The 20,253-nt window shown below is 61.1% G+C and carries 20 protein-coding genes; 9 read left to right on the top strand and 11 right to left on the bottom strand.

Annotated elements, in window-relative coordinates; all coding sequences use genetic code 11:
- The first annotated feature begins 100 nt into the window (after positions 1-100).
- The 5 genes from CHC01_RS02250 to CHC01_RS02270 all read left to right on the top strand — a co-directional run bounded on the left by CHC01_RS02250 (position 101) and on the right by CHC01_RS02270 (position 2,954).
- Complete coding sequence (locus CHC01_RS02250) at positions 101-490, top strand: BA14K family protein (RefSeq protein ID WP_068733438.1); 390 nt, start codon at positions 101-103, stop codon at positions 488-490.
- Positions 491-705: 215 nt separating this feature from the next.
- Entirely contained in the window at positions 706-1,422 is a 717-nt protein-coding gene (gene msrA / locus CHC01_RS02255; protein WP_089262069.1) for a peptide-methionine (S)-S-oxide reductase MsrA, read from the top strand.
- 41 nt (positions 1,423-1,463) lie between these two features.
- Positions 1,464-1,877, top strand: a complete 414-nt coding sequence (msrB, locus tag CHC01_RS02260) for a peptide-methionine (R)-S-oxide reductase MsrB (RefSeq protein ID WP_089262071.1) — start codon at positions 1,464-1,466, stop codon at positions 1,875-1,877.
- Between the two features lie 165 nt (positions 1,878-2,042).
- Entirely contained in the window at positions 2,043-2,423 is a 381-nt protein-coding gene (locus tag CHC01_RS02265) for a hypothetical protein (protein WP_139285870.1), read from the top strand.
- Positions 2,424-2,669: 246 nt separating this feature from the next.
- The gene (locus tag CHC01_RS02270) at positions 2,670-2,954 is read left to right on the top strand and encodes a hypothetical protein (protein ID WP_068733430.1); all 285 of its coding nucleotides are present in this window, start codon (positions 2,670-2,672) and stop codon (positions 2,952-2,954) included.
- Between the two features lie 38 nt (positions 2,955-2,992).
- Here CHC01_RS02270 and CHC01_RS02275 read toward each other — a convergent pair whose 3' ends face one another.
- A complete protein-coding gene (locus CHC01_RS02275; RefSeq protein WP_502695636.1) occupies positions 2,993-3,511 on the bottom strand; it encodes a DUF4112 domain-containing protein in 519 nt (172 codons plus the stop codon).
- A 194-nt stretch (positions 3,512-3,705) separates the two neighbouring features.
- Between CHC01_RS02275 and CHC01_RS02280 the strand changes: the two genes are divergently transcribed.
- Positions 3,706-4,197, top strand: a complete 492-nt coding sequence (locus CHC01_RS02280) for a PAS domain-containing protein (RefSeq protein WP_176454471.1) — start codon at positions 3,706-3,708, stop codon at positions 4,195-4,197.
- A 5-nt stretch (positions 4,198-4,202) separates the two neighbouring features.
- Here CHC01_RS02280 and CHC01_RS02285 read toward each other — a convergent pair whose 3' ends face one another.
- Positions 4,203-5,432, bottom strand: coding sequence for a GGDEF domain-containing protein (locus CHC01_RS02285; RefSeq protein WP_089262077.1), 1,230 nt, complete (start codon positions 5,430-5,432; stop codon positions 4,203-4,205).
- A 272-nt stretch (positions 5,433-5,704) separates the two neighbouring features.
- The gene (locus CHC01_RS02290) at positions 5,705-6,532 is read right to left on the bottom strand and encodes a lytic murein transglycosylase (protein WP_176454472.1); all 828 of its coding nucleotides are present in this window, start codon (positions 6,530-6,532) and stop codon (positions 5,705-5,707) included.
- Between the two features lie 912 nt (positions 6,533-7,444).
- Between CHC01_RS02290 and CHC01_RS02295 the strand changes: the two genes are divergently transcribed.
- Entirely contained in the window at positions 7,445-7,681 is a 237-nt protein-coding gene (locus CHC01_RS02295; RefSeq protein ID WP_068733419.1) for a hypothetical protein, read from the top strand.
- 109 nt (positions 7,682-7,790) lie between these two features.
- On the opposite strand, the gene CHC01_RS02300 is transcribed toward CHC01_RS02295, so the two are convergent.
- The 6 genes from CHC01_RS02300 to CHC01_RS02325 all read right to left on the bottom strand — a co-directional run bounded on the left by CHC01_RS02300 (position 7,791) and on the right by CHC01_RS02325 (position 13,696).
- Positions 7,791-8,681: an HAD family hydrolase gene (locus tag CHC01_RS02300; protein WP_089262079.1), complete on the bottom strand. Its 891-nt coding sequence runs from the start codon at positions 8,679-8,681 to the stop codon at positions 7,791-7,793.
- Complete coding sequence (locus tag CHC01_RS02305) at positions 8,663-10,309, bottom strand: anti-phage phosphoesterase (RefSeq protein WP_141137022.1); 1,647 nt, start codon at positions 10,307-10,309, stop codon at positions 8,663-8,665. The genes CHC01_RS02300 and CHC01_RS02305 overlap by 19 nt, the downstream gene beginning before the upstream one ends.
- Before the next feature lie 147 nt (positions 10,310-10,456).
- On the bottom strand, positions 10,457-10,867 hold the full coding sequence (locus CHC01_RS02310; protein ID WP_089262083.1) for a DUF4345 domain-containing protein: 411 nt from the start codon (positions 10,865-10,867) through the stop codon (positions 10,457-10,459).
- Positions 10,868-11,249: 382 nt separating this feature from the next.
- Positions 11,250-11,597 (bottom strand): hypothetical protein, encoded by a 348-nt coding sequence (locus CHC01_RS02315; RefSeq protein WP_089262085.1) that lies wholly within the window; start codon positions 11,595-11,597, stop codon positions 11,250-11,252.
- Complete coding sequence (ku, locus tag CHC01_RS02320; protein ID WP_089262087.1) at positions 11,594-12,529, bottom strand: non-homologous end joining protein Ku; 936 nt, start codon at positions 12,527-12,529, stop codon at positions 11,594-11,596. The genes CHC01_RS02315 and ku overlap by 4 nt, the downstream gene beginning before the upstream one ends.
- Before the next feature lie 195 nt (positions 12,530-12,724).
- Positions 12,725-13,696 carry an alpha/beta hydrolase family protein gene (locus CHC01_RS02325; protein ID WP_089262089.1) on the bottom strand — a complete coding sequence of 324 codons (972 nt, stop codon included), beginning with the start codon at positions 13,694-13,696 and terminating at the stop codon, positions 12,725-12,727.
- Between the two features lie 120 nt (positions 13,697-13,816).
- On the opposite strand from CHC01_RS02325, the gene CHC01_RS02330 reads away from it, so the two are divergent.
- Entirely contained in the window at positions 13,817-14,641 is an 825-nt protein-coding gene (locus CHC01_RS02330) for a LytTR family DNA-binding domain-containing protein (RefSeq protein WP_089262091.1), read from the top strand.
- A 191-nt stretch (positions 14,642-14,832) separates the two neighbouring features.
- On the opposite strand, the gene rpoD is transcribed toward CHC01_RS02330, so the two are convergent.
- Together rpoD and dnaG are read right to left on the bottom strand one after the other, a co-directional pair.
- Positions 14,833-16,962: an RNA polymerase sigma factor RpoD gene (gene rpoD / locus CHC01_RS02335; protein WP_089262093.1), complete on the bottom strand. Its 2,130-nt coding sequence runs from the start codon at positions 16,960-16,962 to the stop codon at positions 14,833-14,835.
- A gap of 280 nt (positions 16,963-17,242) precedes the next feature.
- The gene (dnaG, locus tag CHC01_RS02340; RefSeq protein WP_089262095.1) at positions 17,243-19,273 is read right to left on the bottom strand and encodes a DNA primase; all 2,031 of its coding nucleotides are present in this window, start codon (positions 19,271-19,273) and stop codon (positions 17,243-17,245) included.
- A gap of 380 nt (positions 19,274-19,653) precedes the next feature.
- On the opposite strand from dnaG, the gene CHC01_RS02345 reads away from it, so the two are divergent.
- Positions 19,654-20,208 (top strand): chlorite dismutase family protein, encoded by a 555-nt coding sequence (locus tag CHC01_RS02345; RefSeq protein ID WP_089262097.1) that lies wholly within the window; start codon positions 19,654-19,656, stop codon positions 20,206-20,208.
- Positions 20,209-20,253: the final 45 nt, after the last annotated feature.

Genomic DNA, 20,253 nt, shown 5'->3' on the forward strand with positions numbered 1-20,253 from the left:
CAATCGCATGCGCTGATCTGACGCGTCTCGCTCCTAGGCATCGTGGAACAAGATGCCCGCCCGAACGTTTCGGCCACTTACGCTTAATAAGGAGCTCGATATGCATCCCGCGAAAATCTTGACGATGGCTACGATGATCGGCGCAAGCGCGCTGGCGTTTTCGGCGCCGGCAACATCAGCGCCACTGCTGAGTCAGCCCAGCCTCGCCAGTGCCGTACCCTCGGCCACCGAGAACGTGCAGTATTATCGCCGCTACGGTTATGGCCCACGCTACGGCTACGGTCCTGGCTACTATCGCCGCGGACCCAGCGCTGGCGCCGTCGTCGGCGGCCTCGCAGCTGGCGCCATCATCGGCGGCGCGATTGCGGCCAGCCAGGCCAACGCGGCAGCCCAGCAGAACGCAGCCTATTGCTCGCAGCGCTATCGTTCCTACGATCCGGCGTCAGGCACTTATCTGAACAACGACGGCAATCGCTATCCCTGCCCATAAGCGGTTAGCGTCATAGTCAATCAGAAAGCCGCGGGACGCATGTTCCGCGGCTTTTTCCTGCCATCCAGATCCTCACGAACTCGTGTCCGGTATCGCGTAACAAGCGAGATCCTTCTCCGTATCTCCGATACGCCGCCCGGAAATGCCGATTGCGAACCGCGGGCTCCGGTCTAGACTGCCGATATCCGGCCATCGATCATCCAAGAGGACCTGCTATGCGCCGCTCCCTGTTCAGCCGCCTCTCGCTCTGCGCCTTTGCCGGCGCATTGGCGATTTCAACCGCCATCGTGGCCCCCACTTTTGCTGCCGAAGAGGCTGTCATCATTCCCGCACCCGCTGCGGACACGCCGGCCGCGACCGGCATTCAGACTGCGGTGATTGCGGGTGGGTGCTTCTGGGGCGTCCAGGGCGTATTCCAGCACACGGCAGGCGTCGTCAACGCCGTGTCCGGCTATGCCGGCGGCTCGAAGAGCTCGGCCAATTACACAGCGGTGAGCACCGGCTCGACCGGACACGCCGAAGCGGTCGAGATCAAATACGACCCGCAAAAGATCAGCTACGGCAAGATCCTGCAGATCTATTTCTCGGTGGCACACGACCCGACCCAGCTGAATCGCCAGGGCCCGGATTCGGGTACGCAATATCGGTCGGAAATTTTCGCGACGACGCCGGAGCAGAAGAAAGTGGCGGAAGCCTATATCGCCCAGCTCAACGCTGCGAAGGTCTACAAGAAGCCGATCGTCACCAAGCTCGGAATGCTCGAAGCCTTCTATCCGGCGGAAGCTTATCATCAGGACTACCTGACGCTGCACCCGAACCAGCCCTATATTGCCTATAACGATATTCCGAAGGTCGAGAACCTGAAGAAGATCTTTGCCCAGAACTATATCGAGAAGCCGACGCTGGTGAGCGCGTCGAAGGTCACAAACTGACCTGAGCGCTCGCAGCCACGGCCAATCGGGAAGGAGAAAGAATGACCGATACGAAGACGACACCCGGCAAGGTCGAAAAGAGCGAAGCCGAATGGCGCCGCGAACTGACTCCGATGCAGTATGCGGTACTGCGCGAAAAGGCGACGGAGCGTCCGTTCACCGGCGAGTACGAACATGACCACACGCCGGGCACCTTCGTCTGCGCCGGCTGTGGCCAGACACTGTTCGAGTCCGATGCCAAGTTCGATTCCGGCTGCGGCTGGCCGAGCTTCACGAAGCCCTCACGAGAAAGTCATATCGACGAAGAACGCGATGTGACCCACGGCATGATCCGCACGGAAGTGCTGTGCTCCAAGTGCAATGGTCATCTCGGACATGTGTTTGACGACGGCCCCGGCCCCACGGGATTGCGCTATTGCATCAACTCCGCGGCCTTGAAACTTCAGCCTAAATAAATACGTATCCGGTATCGAACTGTTTCAGTGCCCCGTGCGACTCATCGAAGTCTCGCGGGGCATTTCTGTCCAATACTTGTCCGTAAGCGGCTTCGCCTATTGCCTGTTACTTGAACATGCCTCAGCGGCATGCACGTTTGCGAAGAAGAATAAGAAAGTACCAAGATGTCTACCCGTTCAAACCGTTTGTTGCTCGGCATTGCCCTTGCGGGTCTCATTCTCGAAAGCTTGGTGTCCCACCCCGCACTGGCGACCGACAAGGTGTCGCTGTTCAAGGTGATCACGGCCAAGGACGAGATCATCATCGGCATTAACGATGACCAGCTCTCCACTTTCGAAGCCAAGAACGCCGGCGGTGTCGCCAAGCATTTGGTCCAGAAGGGTACGCTGACGGCCTGGCAATACGCCGTGCGCAAGGCTGAGGCCGGGGCGCTGGAGCAGGCGCCTTTGCGGCAAGTGGGGCTTATGTCGACTGAGGCACTGCGGGTCGAGCCCTATACCACCCCCCTGAAAATCGTGCCGCTGCCGGACGTGACCGGACAATAGGCAAATATTGCGCCGCGCGCGCCGCTGCCCATGCCTTAAGCGCGCGCTAAGCTCTTTAAATCACAAAGCTATTACGGCAATACCGCCCGCGGCCGGCGATTCATCATGCTGTATCGCAGGTGTCGCAATCGGCCAAAACGTGCTTATATTGGGGTCTGTCCTGAAATGATGTTCCGCGCGCCGCCGGATCGGCTGCATTGCGAATGAAGCGTCGTTTCGTTGCGTATTCACATGAGGTCCCCGACCATGGCAGCTTTCAGCTACAACACCGCAGCCGAACTCTTCCCCGCCGCGATCCGCAAGAAAAAGCGTGCCGGTTTCGCCTATCGTCGTTTCGATACGGCCGCCGCCGCCGTCCAATTCGCGATCGAGGAGCTGCCGGCTGACTCGCTGAACGGCGCCTATCTGCAGGTCGAGGAAGCCCGTTTTGACCAGAGCGGCATTCGCTCGCTCTATGAGAGCCAGGACTTCCCGCTCGAGCGCCGCGTGCGCGCCGAAGAGCCGGCGACCGACGACGCCGACGCTGCTTGAGCTTTACGAATTGAGACGATCGCAGCCCGGACTCTGAACTAGAGTCTGGGCTGTTTTTCGAGCCACTTGTGCAGCATTCTGACGTTGCGGACATTGGCCCGGAACATCACGTCGAACGCATCGCCGATAAACGGCACGATGCCGACAGCACCGTCCACCGCAACATTGCCCAGCATGCGCGCCGTGAGATGCCACGGCGCACCGAGCGCCCGTGCCTCGCGCACCACCCATAGCGAGATCGCCGTGGTGATGATGTCGCCCACGATCGGAATCAAGCCGATCAGACCATCGATGCCGTAGCGGATCTTCGTGCCCGGCACGATGAAGGCGACGTCGAGCAGTTTCGCCAGCGCATCCAGCCGCGCCAGCCGTTGCTCGCGCGTGAGATTGGCAAACGGATTGGCGCCCGCTCCGAAGTCGAACCGAAAGCCCTGCAGATCCGGCCGAAGTTGCTCGGGCCGAACCTCAAAACCATCCTGATCGATGATCGGACCATGCGCGGACGCCGGTTTGCGCGGGCGGCCGGCGTCGTAAGTGGTTGATTGACCTGTGCTCATCATGGCCATGACATGGGGGACAGGCGCCAACTCTGCAAGCGGCATCGCGTCACGCCTCATCGGGCGATCCACCGCGATCCCCATATTTGCCGCGCAGAAATTCTCCAACCACCGGTTGAATTGCAGGGAGCCCGCTATATTCTGCCCGCGCCGGGAACGGGTGGGGATGAGCGATGCGACGACCCTTGGGTGACGTGTGCCTCGATATTGCAAGCTTCGCCCGGGAGCGGAAGCACGAATTTCTCTCCTACATCCTGCGGCTCGCGGCAGCAGAGGCCTACCAGACCACGGCCGAGGACGACGCGTTCGAGATGCCGATGCCGCGCCGGCTCGCCGCCCGTGAACTGATCGCCGGTTTCTGGGACTGGGACATCAGCAACGACCGCAACTATCTCGATGCCGGGGCTGCCCGCTTCTTCAATGTCGATCCCGAAACGGCCGCGCGCGGTCTGCCGAACATGGCCTATCTCGCAGCAGTCCATCCCGATGACGTTGACCGGGTGCACGCGGCGGTCGCGGCCGCGATGCGATCAGGCGGCATCTTTGAGTGCGAGTGTCGGCTGATCAAGAACGACCGGATCAGTTGGGTTCTCGCGCGCGGCAGTTGCACGCTGGACGGACATGGCCGCCCCGTCCGCCTGCCCGGCGCGATCATCGACATCACCCACGACAAGACGATGAACTGAGGCGATCAGGCCAGCTTGCGGGCGCGGTCGATGGCTTCGTCCATGTTGAGAGCCGGCACCATCGACGGCGCTTCGAGATCGCAGAGGGCGAAGCGGTTCTTGCCGTCGTTCTTGGCGGCATAGAGCGCCTGGTCGGCAGCCGCGATCAGTCGCTCCGGATACTGCCCGACCTGCGGGTGCCACTGCGCCACGCCGATGGACGCCGCAATCGGAATCTCGCCGGGCGCACAGCCTGCGGCGTCGATGCGGCACACATCCAGAATGCGGCGCGCGATGTTTGCCGCTTCATGTAGCGTCGTCGCCGGCAGGATGATGCTGAACTCGTCACCGCCCGAACGCGCGAGCAGATCGCCGGGGCGGAGTTTGCTCTGGGTCATCAGCGTGAAGTGACGCAGGCAATCGTCGCCGGCGGCGTGGCCGTGGCCGTCATTGATTTCCTTGAAGCCGTCGAGATCGATCGCCAGCAGCGCGAACGGCTTTTGCGTGCGACGCGCCAGCGCGCATTCCTCGGTGAGGCGCTGCACCAGGTGACGGCGATTGGCGACGCCGGTGAGATCGTCGACCAATGCAAGTTCGGCGACTTCGCCGCGCAGGCGATCGATGGCCATCAGGAGGAATCCGAAATTCCACGACATCGCCAGGAACACCAGCACCAGCACCATCATGGCCTGGAGATTGTTGAAATCGGCAAAGGTCATATTGCCGCCGATATTCGCCAGCGCCGCGGCCGAGCGCACGGCATGCGCAGCAACGAGCGTGATGGCGAGCCAGCCGGCGAGACGGGCGCCGGCATTGCCGCCGCCATCCTTGCGCGACAACAACAGCGGCACGGTCATGACAACGGTGACCGACTGTCCGGCGGAATAGATCAGTACGCGCATCGTCATGTTGTCGTGCCACAGCGTGAACAGCAGCAGGCCGGCCAGGCTGGTGGCGATGATGACGGCTTGCGCGCGCCAGCCCGCCGGGCGGCCGTAAAACTGATTCATGCCGATGGCGGCGAGGCTGGTGGCCAGCAGCAGCAGGCCGTTGCCCAGCACGATGGCGATCAGCGGATCGACGCCGACGCCGCGCAGCACCGAGATGCTGTTGCCGAGCGCCGCGGCGAACGCGGCGGCGGTCCAGTAACGCGCGGCGTGCAGATTGGGATAGCTGGTGGCCACATAGGCCCAGACCACACCGAGGGCCAAAAAGTTGACGGTGAACACCGTGAACAGCGTGCCGACGTTCAACATCGGCGGCACCCGCCACGTTGTGCGTCGCGCTTCTGCGCGCTGCTGTCGATCCCCGCCATCACTCTCACCACTCGTTCCCAGCAGGTGGTAAAATGCGTCGGCGACGCTTAACGGAATCTGACTCGCGGCGGATAATCCCCAGTGTGGTTTTGAAAGAGTGAAAGGGAATGAGTTAATCCGACTTTCACCATCGGGGTTCCCCACGTTCGCCCGGCGGCCGCGCGGCTTAACAAAAGTTTAAAACGCGCGCGCCCTCCCTATCGTGCCGTGACCTATCGGCCGGCCGCCAGCCGATCGGCGAAATAGCCGATGGTCTTGCGATAGATCGTGGCCCTGTTCCACTCGCGCATTGCCTCGAAATTCGCCGTGCCCTCGCCGTAGGGCTGGCCGCCTTTGAAGCCCGCGGTCTTGAGCAGGTTCGCGGTCGAGGCCAGCACATCCGGCACCGAATGGCGCAGATCCACATGGCCGTTGCCGTCGAAATCGACGCCGTATTTGATGTAGCTCGACGGCAGGAATTGCGTCTGGCCGAGCTCGCCGGCATAGGCGCCGATCAGGTCGCGCTGTGGCAGGTCGCCGCGCTGCAGGATCTTCAGCGCCGCGATCAGCTCGCCCTGAAACAGCTCGGTGCGGCGGCAGTCATGCGCCATGGTGGAGAGCGTGCGGATCACCGGCATCTTGCCGATGTCGCCCTTGCCGAAATCCGACTCGAGGCCCCAGATCGCCACCACGATTTCAGGCGGCACGCCGAAGCGTTGCTCGATGCGCGACAGCAGCGAGGCGTGACGCTGCATCATCTGCAGGCCCATGGAGATGCGGCCCTGGCCGACGCGGGTCGAGACATATTGCTCGAAACTCTTGTTGAAGGTGCCGCGCTGGCGGCGATCGAACGACAGCACCGCGGGGTCCTGCGTCACGCCGGCAAAGGCCTGCGCAATCACGCCCTGCGACACGCCGGCGGCGGCGGCCTCCTGCGACATGGCCGCGATAAAACCCTGGAAGTCGCCGCCGCATTTGGCGGCCTGCGAGGATGTGGCCGTCAGCGCAACCGAGACGAAGGACACAGCGGCAATGGCAATGGCGGTGATACGATTGGTCATGAAAAACCTGTTGGGTTGGCGATACCGGAGTGTGGCATGACCGGTGTGTCCGAACAACGGCGCGCCTTGTTCTCGTCATTCCGGGGCGCGCGCGACGCCGAAGGCGGCAAGCGTGAACCCGGAATCCCGACATGGCCTAGCGCTATCTGAGCCTCCCATGTCGGGATTCCGGGCTCGCGTCCGGCAAGCGCCGGCCGCACCCCGGAATGACGTGCGTGGGATCTTCAGACATGCGTCATCACCCCCATTGTTTGCGGCGCGGGGGCGCCGTCGTCTGTCGCATTCCCACCCTCCTGAGAGAGGGCGTGCGGAACGCCAGGTGCCCGTTGCACCCGTGGGCCTGATGCGAATGCGGTCTTCCGCAATTGTGAGTGCATCAGGACTTTCGGAGGCGCCGAGCAAGTGCCCGACGTTCCGCATACGGTGTTTTTTCGGTTGCTTGCACATCTGCCATGGCGAACGGTCCCATCACCAAAATTAATGTCCCAGGGCGGAGGGACAGGGTAGCCTCAAGCGAGTAAGCCGAACGCGTTTTGACTTGGTCGTCCGTCACACTGTCCAGGGAGTCTTTCCATCCCAAGATCGGCCGTCTCCTTGCCAGTGGCAGTGCTGGCGCAGATCCGTCCTGCCCGAAGACAGACGTTCCCCCATGAACCGCGTGACGCCGCATCTCCGGCGTCCACCGCATCCCACCCCGCGAACGTGACGATCGCGATCGCCCCTCTCGGTGGGGCAGGACGGAGGGGACAATAATCCTTATTCCTGAAACGTCAAGAACAAACCATGAACTTTTAATCGCGGGCCGGGCGGCGCGTCCCGCCGGTAACCACTGCCCGCTTTTGCCCACAGATGCATGCACGCTTTGCGCGCTAAGGCTTTGACTTCGCCTGCGCCATCCCCCACTTAACCGCCATGGCCAAGAAACCCGGTACCAATCCCAAAGGCGAATTCGCCTTCTTCAACGTCTTCTATGAAGACGGCTCGCAGCGCTCCAATCGCCGCGTCCCCTCCGAATTGCTGGGCGGACTCGACGGCGATGAGCCGGCCAAGGCCGCCATCGCCGAGCAGGACCGCGAGATCGCCGAGAAGTCCGGCCGTCCGGCGCTGGAAATCAAGAGCGTCGAGCGCGTCGGCGCGAAGAAGAAGTAGTAAGCTTCGATTTGGCGATGTTTGAGGTGAAACGGTGGGACATGTTCCGACCCGTTTTTGCGATGGGCGCCTCAGCTCCGTTGGATAACTTCGCAGGCGAAGAGTATCCCTATACAGGACGCGCTAATGCGCTAAACCTCGGAACAAATTCGTAAAACTCAAGCAGCTCCGAAAAACAATTCAACACTGTATCTGCTTGCGTTCCTCGAGACTGCTCTCTCAATTTCTCCTCACGCTCCACATCGGCATTGGTCCAATGTGTAACACGAACAAGCAAAGGCCAGAGTGAGGCCTCGTAGGTTGCGCCAAATTTCGCCCACGCAGATTGCAAACCAGCTGTCTTGGCCATGTAGACGTCTCTTACAATGCTGTCGCCAATATATAAGGCTTCAGAAGGACGCACCGAATATCTAGCGCAGATATCAATCAAGGTTTGAGGATTCGGCTTTCTATCAGTTGGAGGCAGCAACTGGACAAACCCTTCTTCAAACTCATCCACTCGCAATTCGTTTGCGAAATGAGAGGGAGCGAAAAGCTGAGAAAAAAGCTGTCTAATGCCAAGCTTTTTCAGTCGAAAAAGACAATTTACAACACGAGCATCTGTGTAAGCGATTATCGGAACGCCGGTTTGAGATATGACCGATAGCGTTTTCAGAACACCGTCGTACAGATGAAGGTTCTTCTTTCTAACACGATTGAATTCGTGAAATGCTGGATCCAAGTGTTTGAGAAGATCAGTCCGCGTACTCCCAAACATTCGTTCTTGCACGGCTCGAGTTTCGAGTAGCGCGAACGGATGCTCGGAGTCACCATGCTTTTGATGGACACTTCTCAGATCATCGAGAAGCTCATCCTCTGAAACCCCAATCAATGGCGCAGCAACTCTTACCATCGCGTAGAACGCAGGAACGAACGCCGTCATCCAATCATAGATTGTATTATCCAAATCTGTAATGACCAACGATATTGGCTTGCGCTCCATTAGCGAACCTTCTCCCATTCTCCCAGTCTCAAGCCTTCCCCTCCTTCAATCGACAACTGAGCACTCCATTCCTGAATAAGGCCAAAACTCCCCCGATTCATCGACCGAAATATCTCAAGGCGAACAACACCAGTATCTAATGATATAACATTGAAATAATTGGAGAAGCCATCCGTCTCCCGAGACCCGACGCTGCCGCCTCCAATAATAGACAATTCGCCAAGACGATATTGCGTTTGGGTATGCTCTGGCAGTTCATAAATGGTTGATCGCCAAATAAACGAGCGATGTTTATGTCCATGCAAAGCCAAATGAACACCTTTGCGCGCAGCCAAACGCTGAATTCGTACTGCGTCTACCGCCAATCCATACCCCTTGCCATAACCATCGGCTGCTTCAAGGTCTTCAGTCAGAGCGAGGTGATGATGAATGACCAGAAGCCGCAGAGCTAATGTTCGAGAGGCTCCCCAGCCAATTCCCTTTGCTACATCAGCGAACGCCCCTTCTTCGATTCGCCCCATTCCGGCTAAAAAGTGACTACCCGTCTCAAGAGAGCTTGAATTCAACGCACAGACTTCTAGCGTTATTCCACAGGGCACAGCAAAGCGTCGTCCCATCGCCAAATGCTTACTCGGATCATGCCGCATCAAAGCTCGATAGAACTTCTCGTAATTACTCTTAGCTCTAGGTGGCGCTTCGACCACAATAGCGTTGTGATCATAAACCTCATTCGTCGTCCATTGGATATCGTGGTTTCCTGGAACAAGAATGAGATGGTCAGTACTCAGATCGAGTATACCTAGAAGATGAGAAATTGATGTTCTGGCTTCCTCAAATTCCTCGTCACTACCAATGAAGGTAAAGTCTCCACTGATGATAACCAGGCCGATTTTCTTGTCGTTAAGTTCCGATGTAACTGCGTGGACCATTGTTGGCCGAGCACTCTCCAACTCACTATCGTAGCGCCAAACGTGCTGTTCACGATTTTTCCCCGCAGCGAAGTGAATATCTGTAAGATGGAGTATCTTATCGCTTTTACAGCTTATGACTTCCGCGGATATAGGTTCTGAAATTGCTTGTACGGTTAGCAAAATCTGCTCTGAAGAGTCCGTGGGCAATGACGACCGAATACGCCAGATGGTTGTATCCATACCGCGCAATTCTTCAGCGCCAGAAATTCTCTTGCCCTTAAACCGATCAAGCGTGGTACCGGCATAATTTGGAAGCTTGGGCGCCTCGGCAAATGAAAACAGCCCGAAAAACTCGATGGGCTCTCCTTCGATTTCAGTAATTTTCATCCACGCTCGACTGAACGGGCTGTCCCGATAGTAGGGGGGAACAAGCTTTAGCTCGTCGCCTAAAAGCTTGATCGTATTTTCTGCGCTTGATTCAGTCGGCCTAACAACGCCAGTAACTTTCGCTCGATATATCTTCCCGCCGCCAGAGTCGAAGAGACCCACTTCGACGCTTTCTCCGGTCGAAGTTATCTTCTCCAACTCATTCCAGATATCGCTGCGGCTATCTTCGGAGGGCCTCTTCCACCATCCCCACCAACAGGCCCCCTGCTCCTTGATCACGCGTTGATGCTCCTCGATGGTTGAGGCAACCAAGTCGCGAAAGCGAAACAGATAGCGAATTTCAGACATAAGTTTTGTCTCCTCCAGCACGAATTATAAGAGTATTCCTATACTGCATTTTTGCTTTTGAACACGAAATGGTAGTTCCAAGCAGCCAGCGTGCACCGAGCTTCGCTGCGCGGAGAGAGGGACACTGCGGACGGAGCGTGAGGCATCTCACCCCGCCCCACCCGCCATCTGCCTGTTCGTCATCACCTGCGCCGCGATGATGATCCACGGGATCACCAGTTCCGGCACGAGATAGGTGATCCACAATGCGTGCGGTTCGGGCAGGCCGACCTTTGAGATCGACAGCACGCGGCCGAGGCCGCCGACGAACACCGTCGCCGCCATCAGGACAACCAGCGTGTTGTGCTCGCGAATGGTCGATGCCGCCCACAGGCCCATGACGCCCGACATCAGATAGATGCCCCCCATGAAGCGATGGACGTTGTCGAGCCGCGGCGCGGTCTCGGGCTGGCCGAGAACCATCTGCAGCGCGCCGCCGAAGATGGCGATGGCGCCGACCAGAAACAGGCAGACCTGGGCAACGCGCTGGCTGAGCAGCATCGGGGCGAGCGACGTCATGGCAATGTCCTCGGGTGAAAATGTGCTTCAAGACAATTGATCGGGCAATGCGTGACGCTAGCGCGGGGCGGGGCACAATCAAAGGGTGTGGCGGAGTTATCAACGTGGGCGACAGCACGTGGGCGCCCCCTCTTCCCGCTCCCGCGCACCGCGAACTGTGCCAGGCGGGATGCGGACATTCTCCCGGTTCGAGACAGTGCGACCCGAAAGGTGGTGATTGCGGCTGCGTTGGTGACGGCCCCTCACCCGACCGGCTTCGCCGGTCGACCTCTCCCCGCATTGCGGGGAGAGGTTAAGAGCGCGCACGATAAAAAGGCGGACCTTGCGGCCCGCCTTTTTATTCGGTCACCCGCTCGTCGTAGAAAAGTATGTCAGGCCCTTGTCACGCCAGCCTGAGCGTGAGCTGCTGCTCGCGGCCGGCGTGGCGCTGGACGAAGTCGTCGAGCGACGAGGTGACGTCCTCGTAATTGCGATCGGCGCGGCGGCGGATCTCGCGGGCGACGTCTTCCGACACGTCGTCGGCCCAGCGTTCGGCGGTGTTGAAGGCGATCACGCGCTGCGGATCGTTGTACTGGCCGGACATCAGATCGGCGATGACGGTTTCGAGATCGGTCGCCGCGACATCGGCCTCGCGCCAGGCGCAGCCGGCGCGGTCGAAACAATCCAGCACGAGATAGACGGTCTGCTCACCGGCATCCGGCACCAGCGACGGGGTCCAGGCGCGCGTCATCCCGCCCTCCTGCCCTTGGTCACCCCTTTGGCCACCGGCCGCGCCGCCTTCTTCGCCGGCGCGGGCTCCTTCTTGCCGGTGATCGGCAGCAGCATTTCCTTCTGGCCGGTGGCGCGCTTCGGCGCCTTCTTCGCCTTTGGCTTCGGCGCGGCGCCGCCGCCCTTGAGGCTCTGCTGCAGGGCGGTCATCAGATCGACCACATTGGTGCCGGGCCGCGCCTTGCCATGCGGCTTGAGGGCGACACCGCTGCGCTTCTGGTTGACGAGATCGACCAGCGCGGACTCGTAGCGATCCTCGAATTTGCCGGGCTCGAATTCGGCGGCCTTCTGCTCCACGATATGCCGCGCCAGATCGAGCATGTCCTTGGTGACCTTGACGTCCTGGATGTCGTCGAAATACTCCGCCTCGTCGCGCACCTCATAGGGATAGCGCAGCAGCGTGCCCATCAGCCCGTTCTTCAGCGGCTCCAGCGCGATGATGTGCTCGCGATTGGTGAGCACGAGCCGGCCGATGGCCACCTTGCCCATGTCGCGGATGGTCTCGCGGATCACCGCATAGGCGTCATGGCCGATCTTGCCGTCGGGCACGAGGTAGTAAGGACGGATGGCGTAGCGCGGGTCGATATCGGCCTTCGGCACGAATTCGTCGATCTCGATGGTTCGGGTGGAGTCCAGCGCGATGTTGTCGAGTTCGTCTTTCGACACCTCGACATAGGTATCGGTATCGACCTTGAAGCCCTTCATGATGTCGTCCGCCGCCACCTCTTCGCCGGTATCCGCATCGACCTTGAGATATTTGATGCGATGGCCGGTGTTGCGGTTGATCTGGTTGAAGCTGATCTTCTCGGAATCCGACGTGGCGGGAAACAGCGCGACCGGACAGCTCACGAGGGACAGGCGCAAAAAGCCCTTCCAATTGGCACGCGGGGCCATGGCAATACTCCAACTCACACGACGCGACACAATCCCGACTCAAGCGGGACCCGCCCGATTTGTTCCCGGTGCCGGAACCAGTTCGGGCAGGCCGACCTTCGAACAGCACGCGACCGAGGCCGCCGACGCGCACCGCAGGTGTGCGCGCCCATCTCGATCAAGAGAGCTGTCGGGCGAACCAAATCCAGGCCGCGACTACAGCGCCCGCGTAAAGAACGCGACGATGTCGCGATCGAAGCGCTCATGAAATGCAACGCGGTCGAACCCCGGTCTGCTGGTGCAGATCGCCGGCACGCGTGTTGCCAGTTGCGCGGAGCATGGCGTCAAGAAATCGTAGTGCCCGGCATTCGCCACGACATGCGCCTCGGGCAACGTCGGCAAAGCGAGGCGGACGGCCTCTGCATAATAGGGATGTGGCAGGACCTGGTCATCCTCGGCCCGCCAAAGCTGGACCGGCTGACGGACCGCCGCCAGGCCCTTGCGACCGAAGGCAAACCCAAGGGCGGGCGCCGCGGAGACGACCGCCTTGATGCGCGGATCGTGGGCCCAGACGATATCGGCATCCAGCGGAAGCGGGTGCCGTTCGACGATCTGGCAATCTTCGAAAGCAGGATGCGCCCTGCAGTGATCCCCGAGAGTCCGCAGGTCCGGCTCGCCACCGGCCACCGCGAGCACCGTGAATCCGCCGGCCGAGAAGCCGAACGCGCCGACGCGCGTCGCATCGATACGCCCATGGTCACCCCATGCGTCCAGCATATAATCCGTGACCAGCTTGAATTGGCGCGGCCGTTCCCAGATCGCGGTGGGGTTGCCCGGGTCGCGCCAGCTATCGCCGTTATGCGTGAGGGCGGCGACGACGAAACCTGCATTGGCCAGGGCCATGGCGGTGTCGAGATGCCCGGCATAGGAGCCCCCGTGACCATGGGATATCACCACCAGCGGCAGGCGGTCGCCCGCGAGTGCCGCATCGCGGGCAACCATCTGTTGATCGGACTCAAGCGCCTGCAGCTTCGGCGCAGCGCCGGTGGGATACCAAACGCCGACCTCGATGGGTGGCCCTTGTGGATCACTGATGCTGAAATGCTGGAAGCCGACCGCAGCGTCGGCCTGGCTGGCGGCGGCGATAGCGATGAATGCGACGAAAACCTGTGCGATGATGCTGCGCATGGAACCTCCTGCGGATTGGGATGACACGCGAGTTCTGCAAAGGGCGCCGCCCTGCGCCAGCCGTTGTTCGCCAATGGGCGAACGGGTTCGCCGGTGGGCGAACCGCTGCGATGAGACGTCATGAGCAACGCTTGGCAACGTCATTTTCTGCGGGATTGGGCCATCGACCTGGCGATCGCGACCGTCTGCGCCATCTTCCTCGGCCTGATCGGACCATTCGGCAGCTATCTGAATGGACCGGCATGGCAGCGCGTGGCGTTTCAGCTTGCCTGCTTCTGGTCGGGAATCCTGCTGTATGGGTCCCTGATCCGCGTGGTGCTGCGATTCCAGTTGAGGCCGTGGATGACGTGGACGGCGATCGTCCTCGGCGTCGCCATCCTGACCGTCCCATTTCAGATCTGGACCGCGTGGATCGGCGTATCGATATGGCCGTTCCTGAGAAGGCTGGGCCCGCTCGACTGGTATGTGCAAGGACTGATCACCACCCTGCCTGTCGTGCTCGGCTTCACCCTGTTGCTTCAGGCGCGACGACACAAGCGGCAGCAAGCCAAGGAAGCCGACGACGCGCCGCCAACGGCTTTCGGCCTGCTCGGTGCGCCGCCCTTCGCGGTGCTTTGCCTGCAGATGGAAGATCACTATGTCCGCGTCCACCATATCGCCGGCCACTCCCGGTTGGTGCTGGCAACGCTCAATCAGGCCATGACGGCTCTCGGCACCGCTGACGGTCTGCAGGTGCACCGGTCGTGGTGGGTCGCGCGGAAGGCCGTTGTGCGCGCCGTGACCGAGGGCCGCAATCTGCGCCTGCAACTCGTCAACGGGATCACCGCCCCTGTCTCCCGCTCGGCCGTGGCCATGGTGCGCGAGGCCGGCTGGCTCACGACAGAGACCGCGCCGGACAAGCGCGGCGTCGAACCAGCGCGCGCAGGACCGATGGGCGACACGTAATCCGTCATCCGCTCCGCGGCGGGTGAAGGACACGCGCGACACAAAGCCTCTTGACGGAAAGAACAAATCATGAACATATTTGCAGCCACGTACCCTGGCAACGAGCGCTTAAAAAGCACGGCACGCACACACGAAAATGCCCGGCGCGAGGCCGGGCATCATCAGAAGGATCGAATGATCGACAGCGACCGTTAGTTATCCAGGAACGACCGCAGCTTGCGGCTGCGCGACGGGTGCTTCAGCTTGCGCAGCGCCTTGGCTTCGATCTGGCGGATACGTTCGCGAGTCACCGAGAACTGCTGGCCGACTTCTTCCAACGTGTGGTCGGTGTTCATGCCGATGCCGAAGCGCATGCGCAGCACGCGCTCTTCGCGCGGGGTGAGCGAGGCCAAAACGCGCGTGGTGGTTTCGCGCAGGTTGGACTGGATCGCCGCATCGATCGGCAGGATCGCGTTCTTGTCCTCGATGAAATCGCCGAGATGCGAGTCTTCCTCGTCACCCACGGGGGTTTCGAGCGACAGCGGCTCCTTGGCGATCTTGAGAACTTTTCGAACTTTCTCCAGCGGCATGCCGAGCTTTTCGGCGAGCTCTTCCGGGGTCGGTTCGCGGCCGATCTCGTTGAGCATCTGGCGGCTGGTGCGCACGATCTTGTTGATCGTCTCGATCATGTGCACGGGAATGCGGATGGTGCGGGCCTGGTCGGCGATCGAACGCGTGATCGCCTGCCGGATCCACCAGGTCGCATAGGTCGAGAACTTGTAGCCGCGGCGGTATTCGAATTTGTCGACGGCCTTCATCAGGCCGATATTGCCTTCCTGGATCAGATCCAGGAACTGCAGGCCGCGATTGGTATACTTCTTGGCGATCGAGATCACGAGACGGAGATTGGCTTCCACCATCTCCTTCTTGGCCTGACGGGCTTCGCGCTCGCCCTTCTGCACGCCGTGCACGATCTTGCGGAATTCGCCGATCTCAAGACCCGTGAGGGCTGCGAGCTGCTGGATTTCGCCGCGCAGTTCCTTGATGCGGTCCTTCTCGATGGCGACGAAGTTCTTCCAGCCCTTGGCCGAGAGCTTCGAGACGCGGTTGAGCCAGCGCGGATCGAGCTCCGAGCCCTGATAGTTGCGCAGGAAGTCCTCGCGCGCGACGCCGTGGCTGTCGCCGAGGCGTAGCAGGCGGCCTTCGAACGACACGAGGCGCTTGTTGATGTCGTAGAGCTGCTCGACGAGTGAATCGATACGCGCCTGGTTGAGGCGCAGCGACTTCACCTCGACGATGATCTCGTCCTTGAGCTTCTTGTACTTGCGCTCCTGCGACGGCGACAGCGAGGGGCCCTGCGAGGCGCTCTCGAGCTGGTTCGCGATGTCCTGTTCCTGCAGCTTGCGCAGCTTCTTGTAGCTGTCGGCAATCTTGTCGAAGGTCTCGACCACCTTCGGCTTCAGCTCGGCCTCGATGGCGGCGAGCGACATCTGGTTCTCGAACTCGTCGTCGTCCATGTCGCCGTCAGCAGCGCCTTCCGACGTGCTTTCGCCGGCGGGAGCTGCAGCAGGCGCCGAACGCGGCGGAGCCGGACGGAACGGCGTGGCGGACGGCGGGGCCGCAGGCGGAGCCGCAACGGCTTCGGCGCCCTCGGCCACTGCTTCGCCATCGCCCGTGGGCGGGGCGATCAGCGCCGGGTTCATGTTGTTCTTGGCGTCGGGGCCAGCGTAAGTCGCTTCGAGATCGATGATGTCGCGAAGGAAGATCTTTCCTTCGTTGAGTTCATCGCGCCAGATGATGATGGCCTGGAAGGTCAGCGGGCTCTCGCAGAGACCTGCGATCATCGCCTCGCGGCCGGCCTCGATGCGCTTCGCAATGGCGATTTCGCCTTCGCGCGACAGCAGCTCGACGGTGCCCATCTCGCGCAGATACATGCGGACGGGATCGTCGGTGCGCTCGCCGGGCTCCGACTTCTTGACTTCGGTGACGGCCTTCTGCGTGACTTCGACGAGTTCGTTGTCGGTATCGTCGTCCTCGTCCTTGCTCTCTTCCTCGCCGTCGCTGTCTTCGTTTTCGGAAACGTTGATGCCCATGTCGGAGAGCATCGACATGATGTCTTCGATCTGTTCAGGAGAGGTGGTATCGGATGGCAAGACGTCGTTGAGCTGATCGAAGGTCACGAAGCCGCGCTTCTTGGCCTGCTTGATCATCTTCTTGACGGCAGCGTCGGACAGGTCGAGCAAAGGTGACGGCGCGTCTGCGGAGTCCTTCTCCGGCGTGTCAGCTGCCTTGTCGTCTTTTTCCTTGTCCTTGGTCTGCAGCGTCTTTGCCTTGGTGGCCATTCAATGCTCCTGAAACGCGCTCACGCCGGGGGCGTCACCGCCCCACTATCAATCCAGGGGGCGCAAGCGCCCCGATCCAATCATCGTCACCGCTTGACGCACAAAGGGCGGCGCATATCCATCGCCACCCCCGACGTCGTCTTCGCGGTTTTCACTACTTAAGCCCAGACCCTTAACGTGGAGAGCCTTAAGCCCGGATTAACCCTGTTTTTGCAGCCAAACCATGGGTTTGGCGAGTCTTTTCGCGGTTTGCCCGGGCACCATCCGCAGCAAAGTTGTCTTACGAACTGCGCTGGAACCGCCCCGAGGATTCTCCGAACCCCTCGATCAGCGCCTCGATCCCGTCGACCTCAGCCAACCGGGCCTTCACATCGCGCAACCAGCCGTAGTTCGTTTCGCTCGCTTCTGCGCCCAGAGCAAGCTCCGCGTCTTTAAGCTCCCTAAGTAATGAGTGCCACTGGCGATGCAAGGCAACGAGCTGCGTCCAGGTGGAAAGAACATCCTCGCGGGCCGCACCGGGCCGCGCCGCCCACACCGCCTGAGTGGTAACCGCCTGCTCAACGTGTTGTAATTGCTCGGAATATCCAGCTTTAACCAGATCTGAACGCATTTGTTCACTTTGCTCGGCCTCATCGCCGTGATGATGCTCATGGGCGAAGGCCGCGATAATCCCGGCACGCAGCCGGTGCATCTCGGGATGGGCGAGTTCCAGCGCCGCCACCTCCTCCAGCCGGTCATGCAGCAGCCAGGGATGGTTGATCAGCGACTGCACGATCAGCGCCTCGCGCCGGGAAATGGCGCTGCGCTGGCCGCGCATGATCGACGACGTCGCAAGCTGTGGACTGACCACCTGATAGGGCCCGCGCTGGATGGTTTGAGGCCCGGCATTGGCCCCGCCCCGCCCGCCGCCACTGATTCGCCCGGCTGGACCGGGGGTAAACGGACGCGGACTGCGCGCAAAACCGCCGCCTCCACCACCCTGCTGGAAGCCGCCGCGGCCACCGTTGTTACCGCCATAGTTACCGCCGTAGTTTTTTGGGCCGGTGCCGAAGGCGCGCTGCAGCCGCTCGGTCATGTCCTGGCGGTAGTATTTCTTCACGACATCGTCGCGGATGCCGTTCGACAATTCGTTGATGCGCGCCTCCAGCGCCGCACGGCGCTCCGGCGTCGCGAAGGTGCCGCCGGCGATCTCGCGCGCCCAGATCAGATCCGACAGCGTGCCCGCCGCCGCCATCACATCCTCGATCGCCGCGCGGCCGCCGGAGCGTGCGAGGTCGTCGGGGTCCTGCCCTTCGGGCAGCAGCGCAAAACGCAAACTCTTGCCGGGCTTGAGATGCGGCAGCGCCAGCTCCGCCGCGCGCCATGCCGCCTTCTGCCCGGCCTTGTCGCCGTCGAAACACAGGATCGGCTCGTCGGCCATCTTCCAGAGCAACTGCAACTGGTTCTCGGTCAGCGCCGTGCCGAGCGGCGCGACGGCACCGGGAAAGCCGACACCGACCATGGCGATGACGTCGACATAGCCTTCGACCACCACCAGCGGCGCGCCGTCATGGGCCGCCTTTCGCGCCATCGGCAGGTTGTACAGATTGTCGCCCTTGTGAAACAGCGGCGTTTCCGGCGAGTTCAGATATTTTGCCGGCGCATCCTTCTTCAGCGCACGGCCGCCAAAGGCGATGATGCGTCCGCGCACGTCCGAAATCGGAAACATCACGCGATCGCGGAAACGATCATAGGGCACCGGGATGTCCTCGCCGCCGATCAGCAATCCCGCTTCGACCATGTCGGGCACGGGCACGCCGGCGGCGCCGAGATATTCCTTCAGCGCGAAACGATCTTCGGATGCGAAGCCCATGCGGAACTGGAGCTGCACCGCGGGCGTGATGCCGCGATCGGCGAGATAGCCGCGCGCACGGGCGCCTTCGCGCCCCACCAGCGTGTCGGCGAAGAATTTCGCGGCGAGATCCATGACGTCATACAGCGTCTTGCGACGCTGCTCGTGGCGCGCGGCATCCGGCGTCGCCGCCGGGAGCGCCACGCCCGCCATCTGCGCCAGCCGCTCCACCGCCTCGACGAAACTGGCGCCGTCGGTCTCCATCACGAAATTGATGATGTCGCCATGCTTGCCCGACGAGAAGTCGTGGTAAAATCCTTTCTCGTCATTGACGAAAAACGACGGCGACTTCTCCTGCTGGAACGGCGACAGCCCCTTCCACTCCCGCCCGGCCTTCTTCAACTTGACGCGCTTGCTCACGACTTCCGAAACCGGAAGCCGGGCGCGCAGATCGTCGAGGAATTGGGGCGTGAAGCGCATGGGGCAGTTATCGTGCGATCGGGTTAGGTAAGTGTTGCGGGCTCGGATGTGAGCCTTTTGGGCTTTAGCCCATGAGCCTTGGCCCAGCCGACCATGGATATAGGTTTTCCGGGAGCAGATTTGAACCTGCGGTTCTTGCGCCCGCTATTCACAGGCGAAAATAAAGCTCGTCATTCCGGGGCGCGCGCATCTTTTGCGCGGGCGAACCCGGAATCCCGGTGTGTTCATCGCGACTGGACACCGGGAAGCGAGCGACGATCAACATCTCGGGATAATTGGAATGGCTGAGGTTCGCGTGCGGCTGTCGCCGCGCGCGCCCCGGAATGACGAGTTTGTGTCAATTTGCTTGAACTCGCACCGGTTCCACGCTCTCATATTCCATGTTCACGACATTCCGCGGCGGAAATACCGGTGCATGGCAGGTGATCTCGATCTCGCCCGTCAACGGCGAGACGCTCAAACCCGTTGCGGCGCTGTCCATCACCCATGCCGACGCCATCTCGCTGCCGCTGCTGCCCTCGCAGACATCATGGCGCCTCGCCGGCGTCGCCAGTCATGTCCGCTATGTCGAGCGCAACGAGAAGATCGCGCTGGTTGCGGCACAGGCCGGGCTCGGCCGACCTGAGGCAACCCATGGCGCGCTGATCCCGATCCGGAAGAACGCGGCGTGGTGGGACATGACCCAGAACGAGCGCCGCCGCATCTTCGAAGACAAATCCCGCCACATCGCCGACAGCCTGAAATACCTGCCCGCCATCGCCCGCCAGCTCTACCATTCGCGCGATCTCGGCGAGCCCTTCGATTTCCTCACCTGGTTCGAATACGCGCCGGAGCACGCACAGGAATTCGAGGATCTCGTCGGCGGCCTGCGCGAGACGGAAGAATGGGGCTATGTGGAACGCGAGGTGGATGTGCGGGTGGTGAAGGTGGCTTGACCAGCCGCATATACAATCGTATATACAACTACACCTAACTCTTGC

The sequence above is a fragment of the Tardiphaga sp. OK246 genome, assembly GCF_900188215.1.
Taxonomy (GTDB): Bacteria; Pseudomonadota; Alphaproteobacteria; order Rhizobiales; family Xanthobacteraceae; genus Tardiphaga; species Tardiphaga robiniae.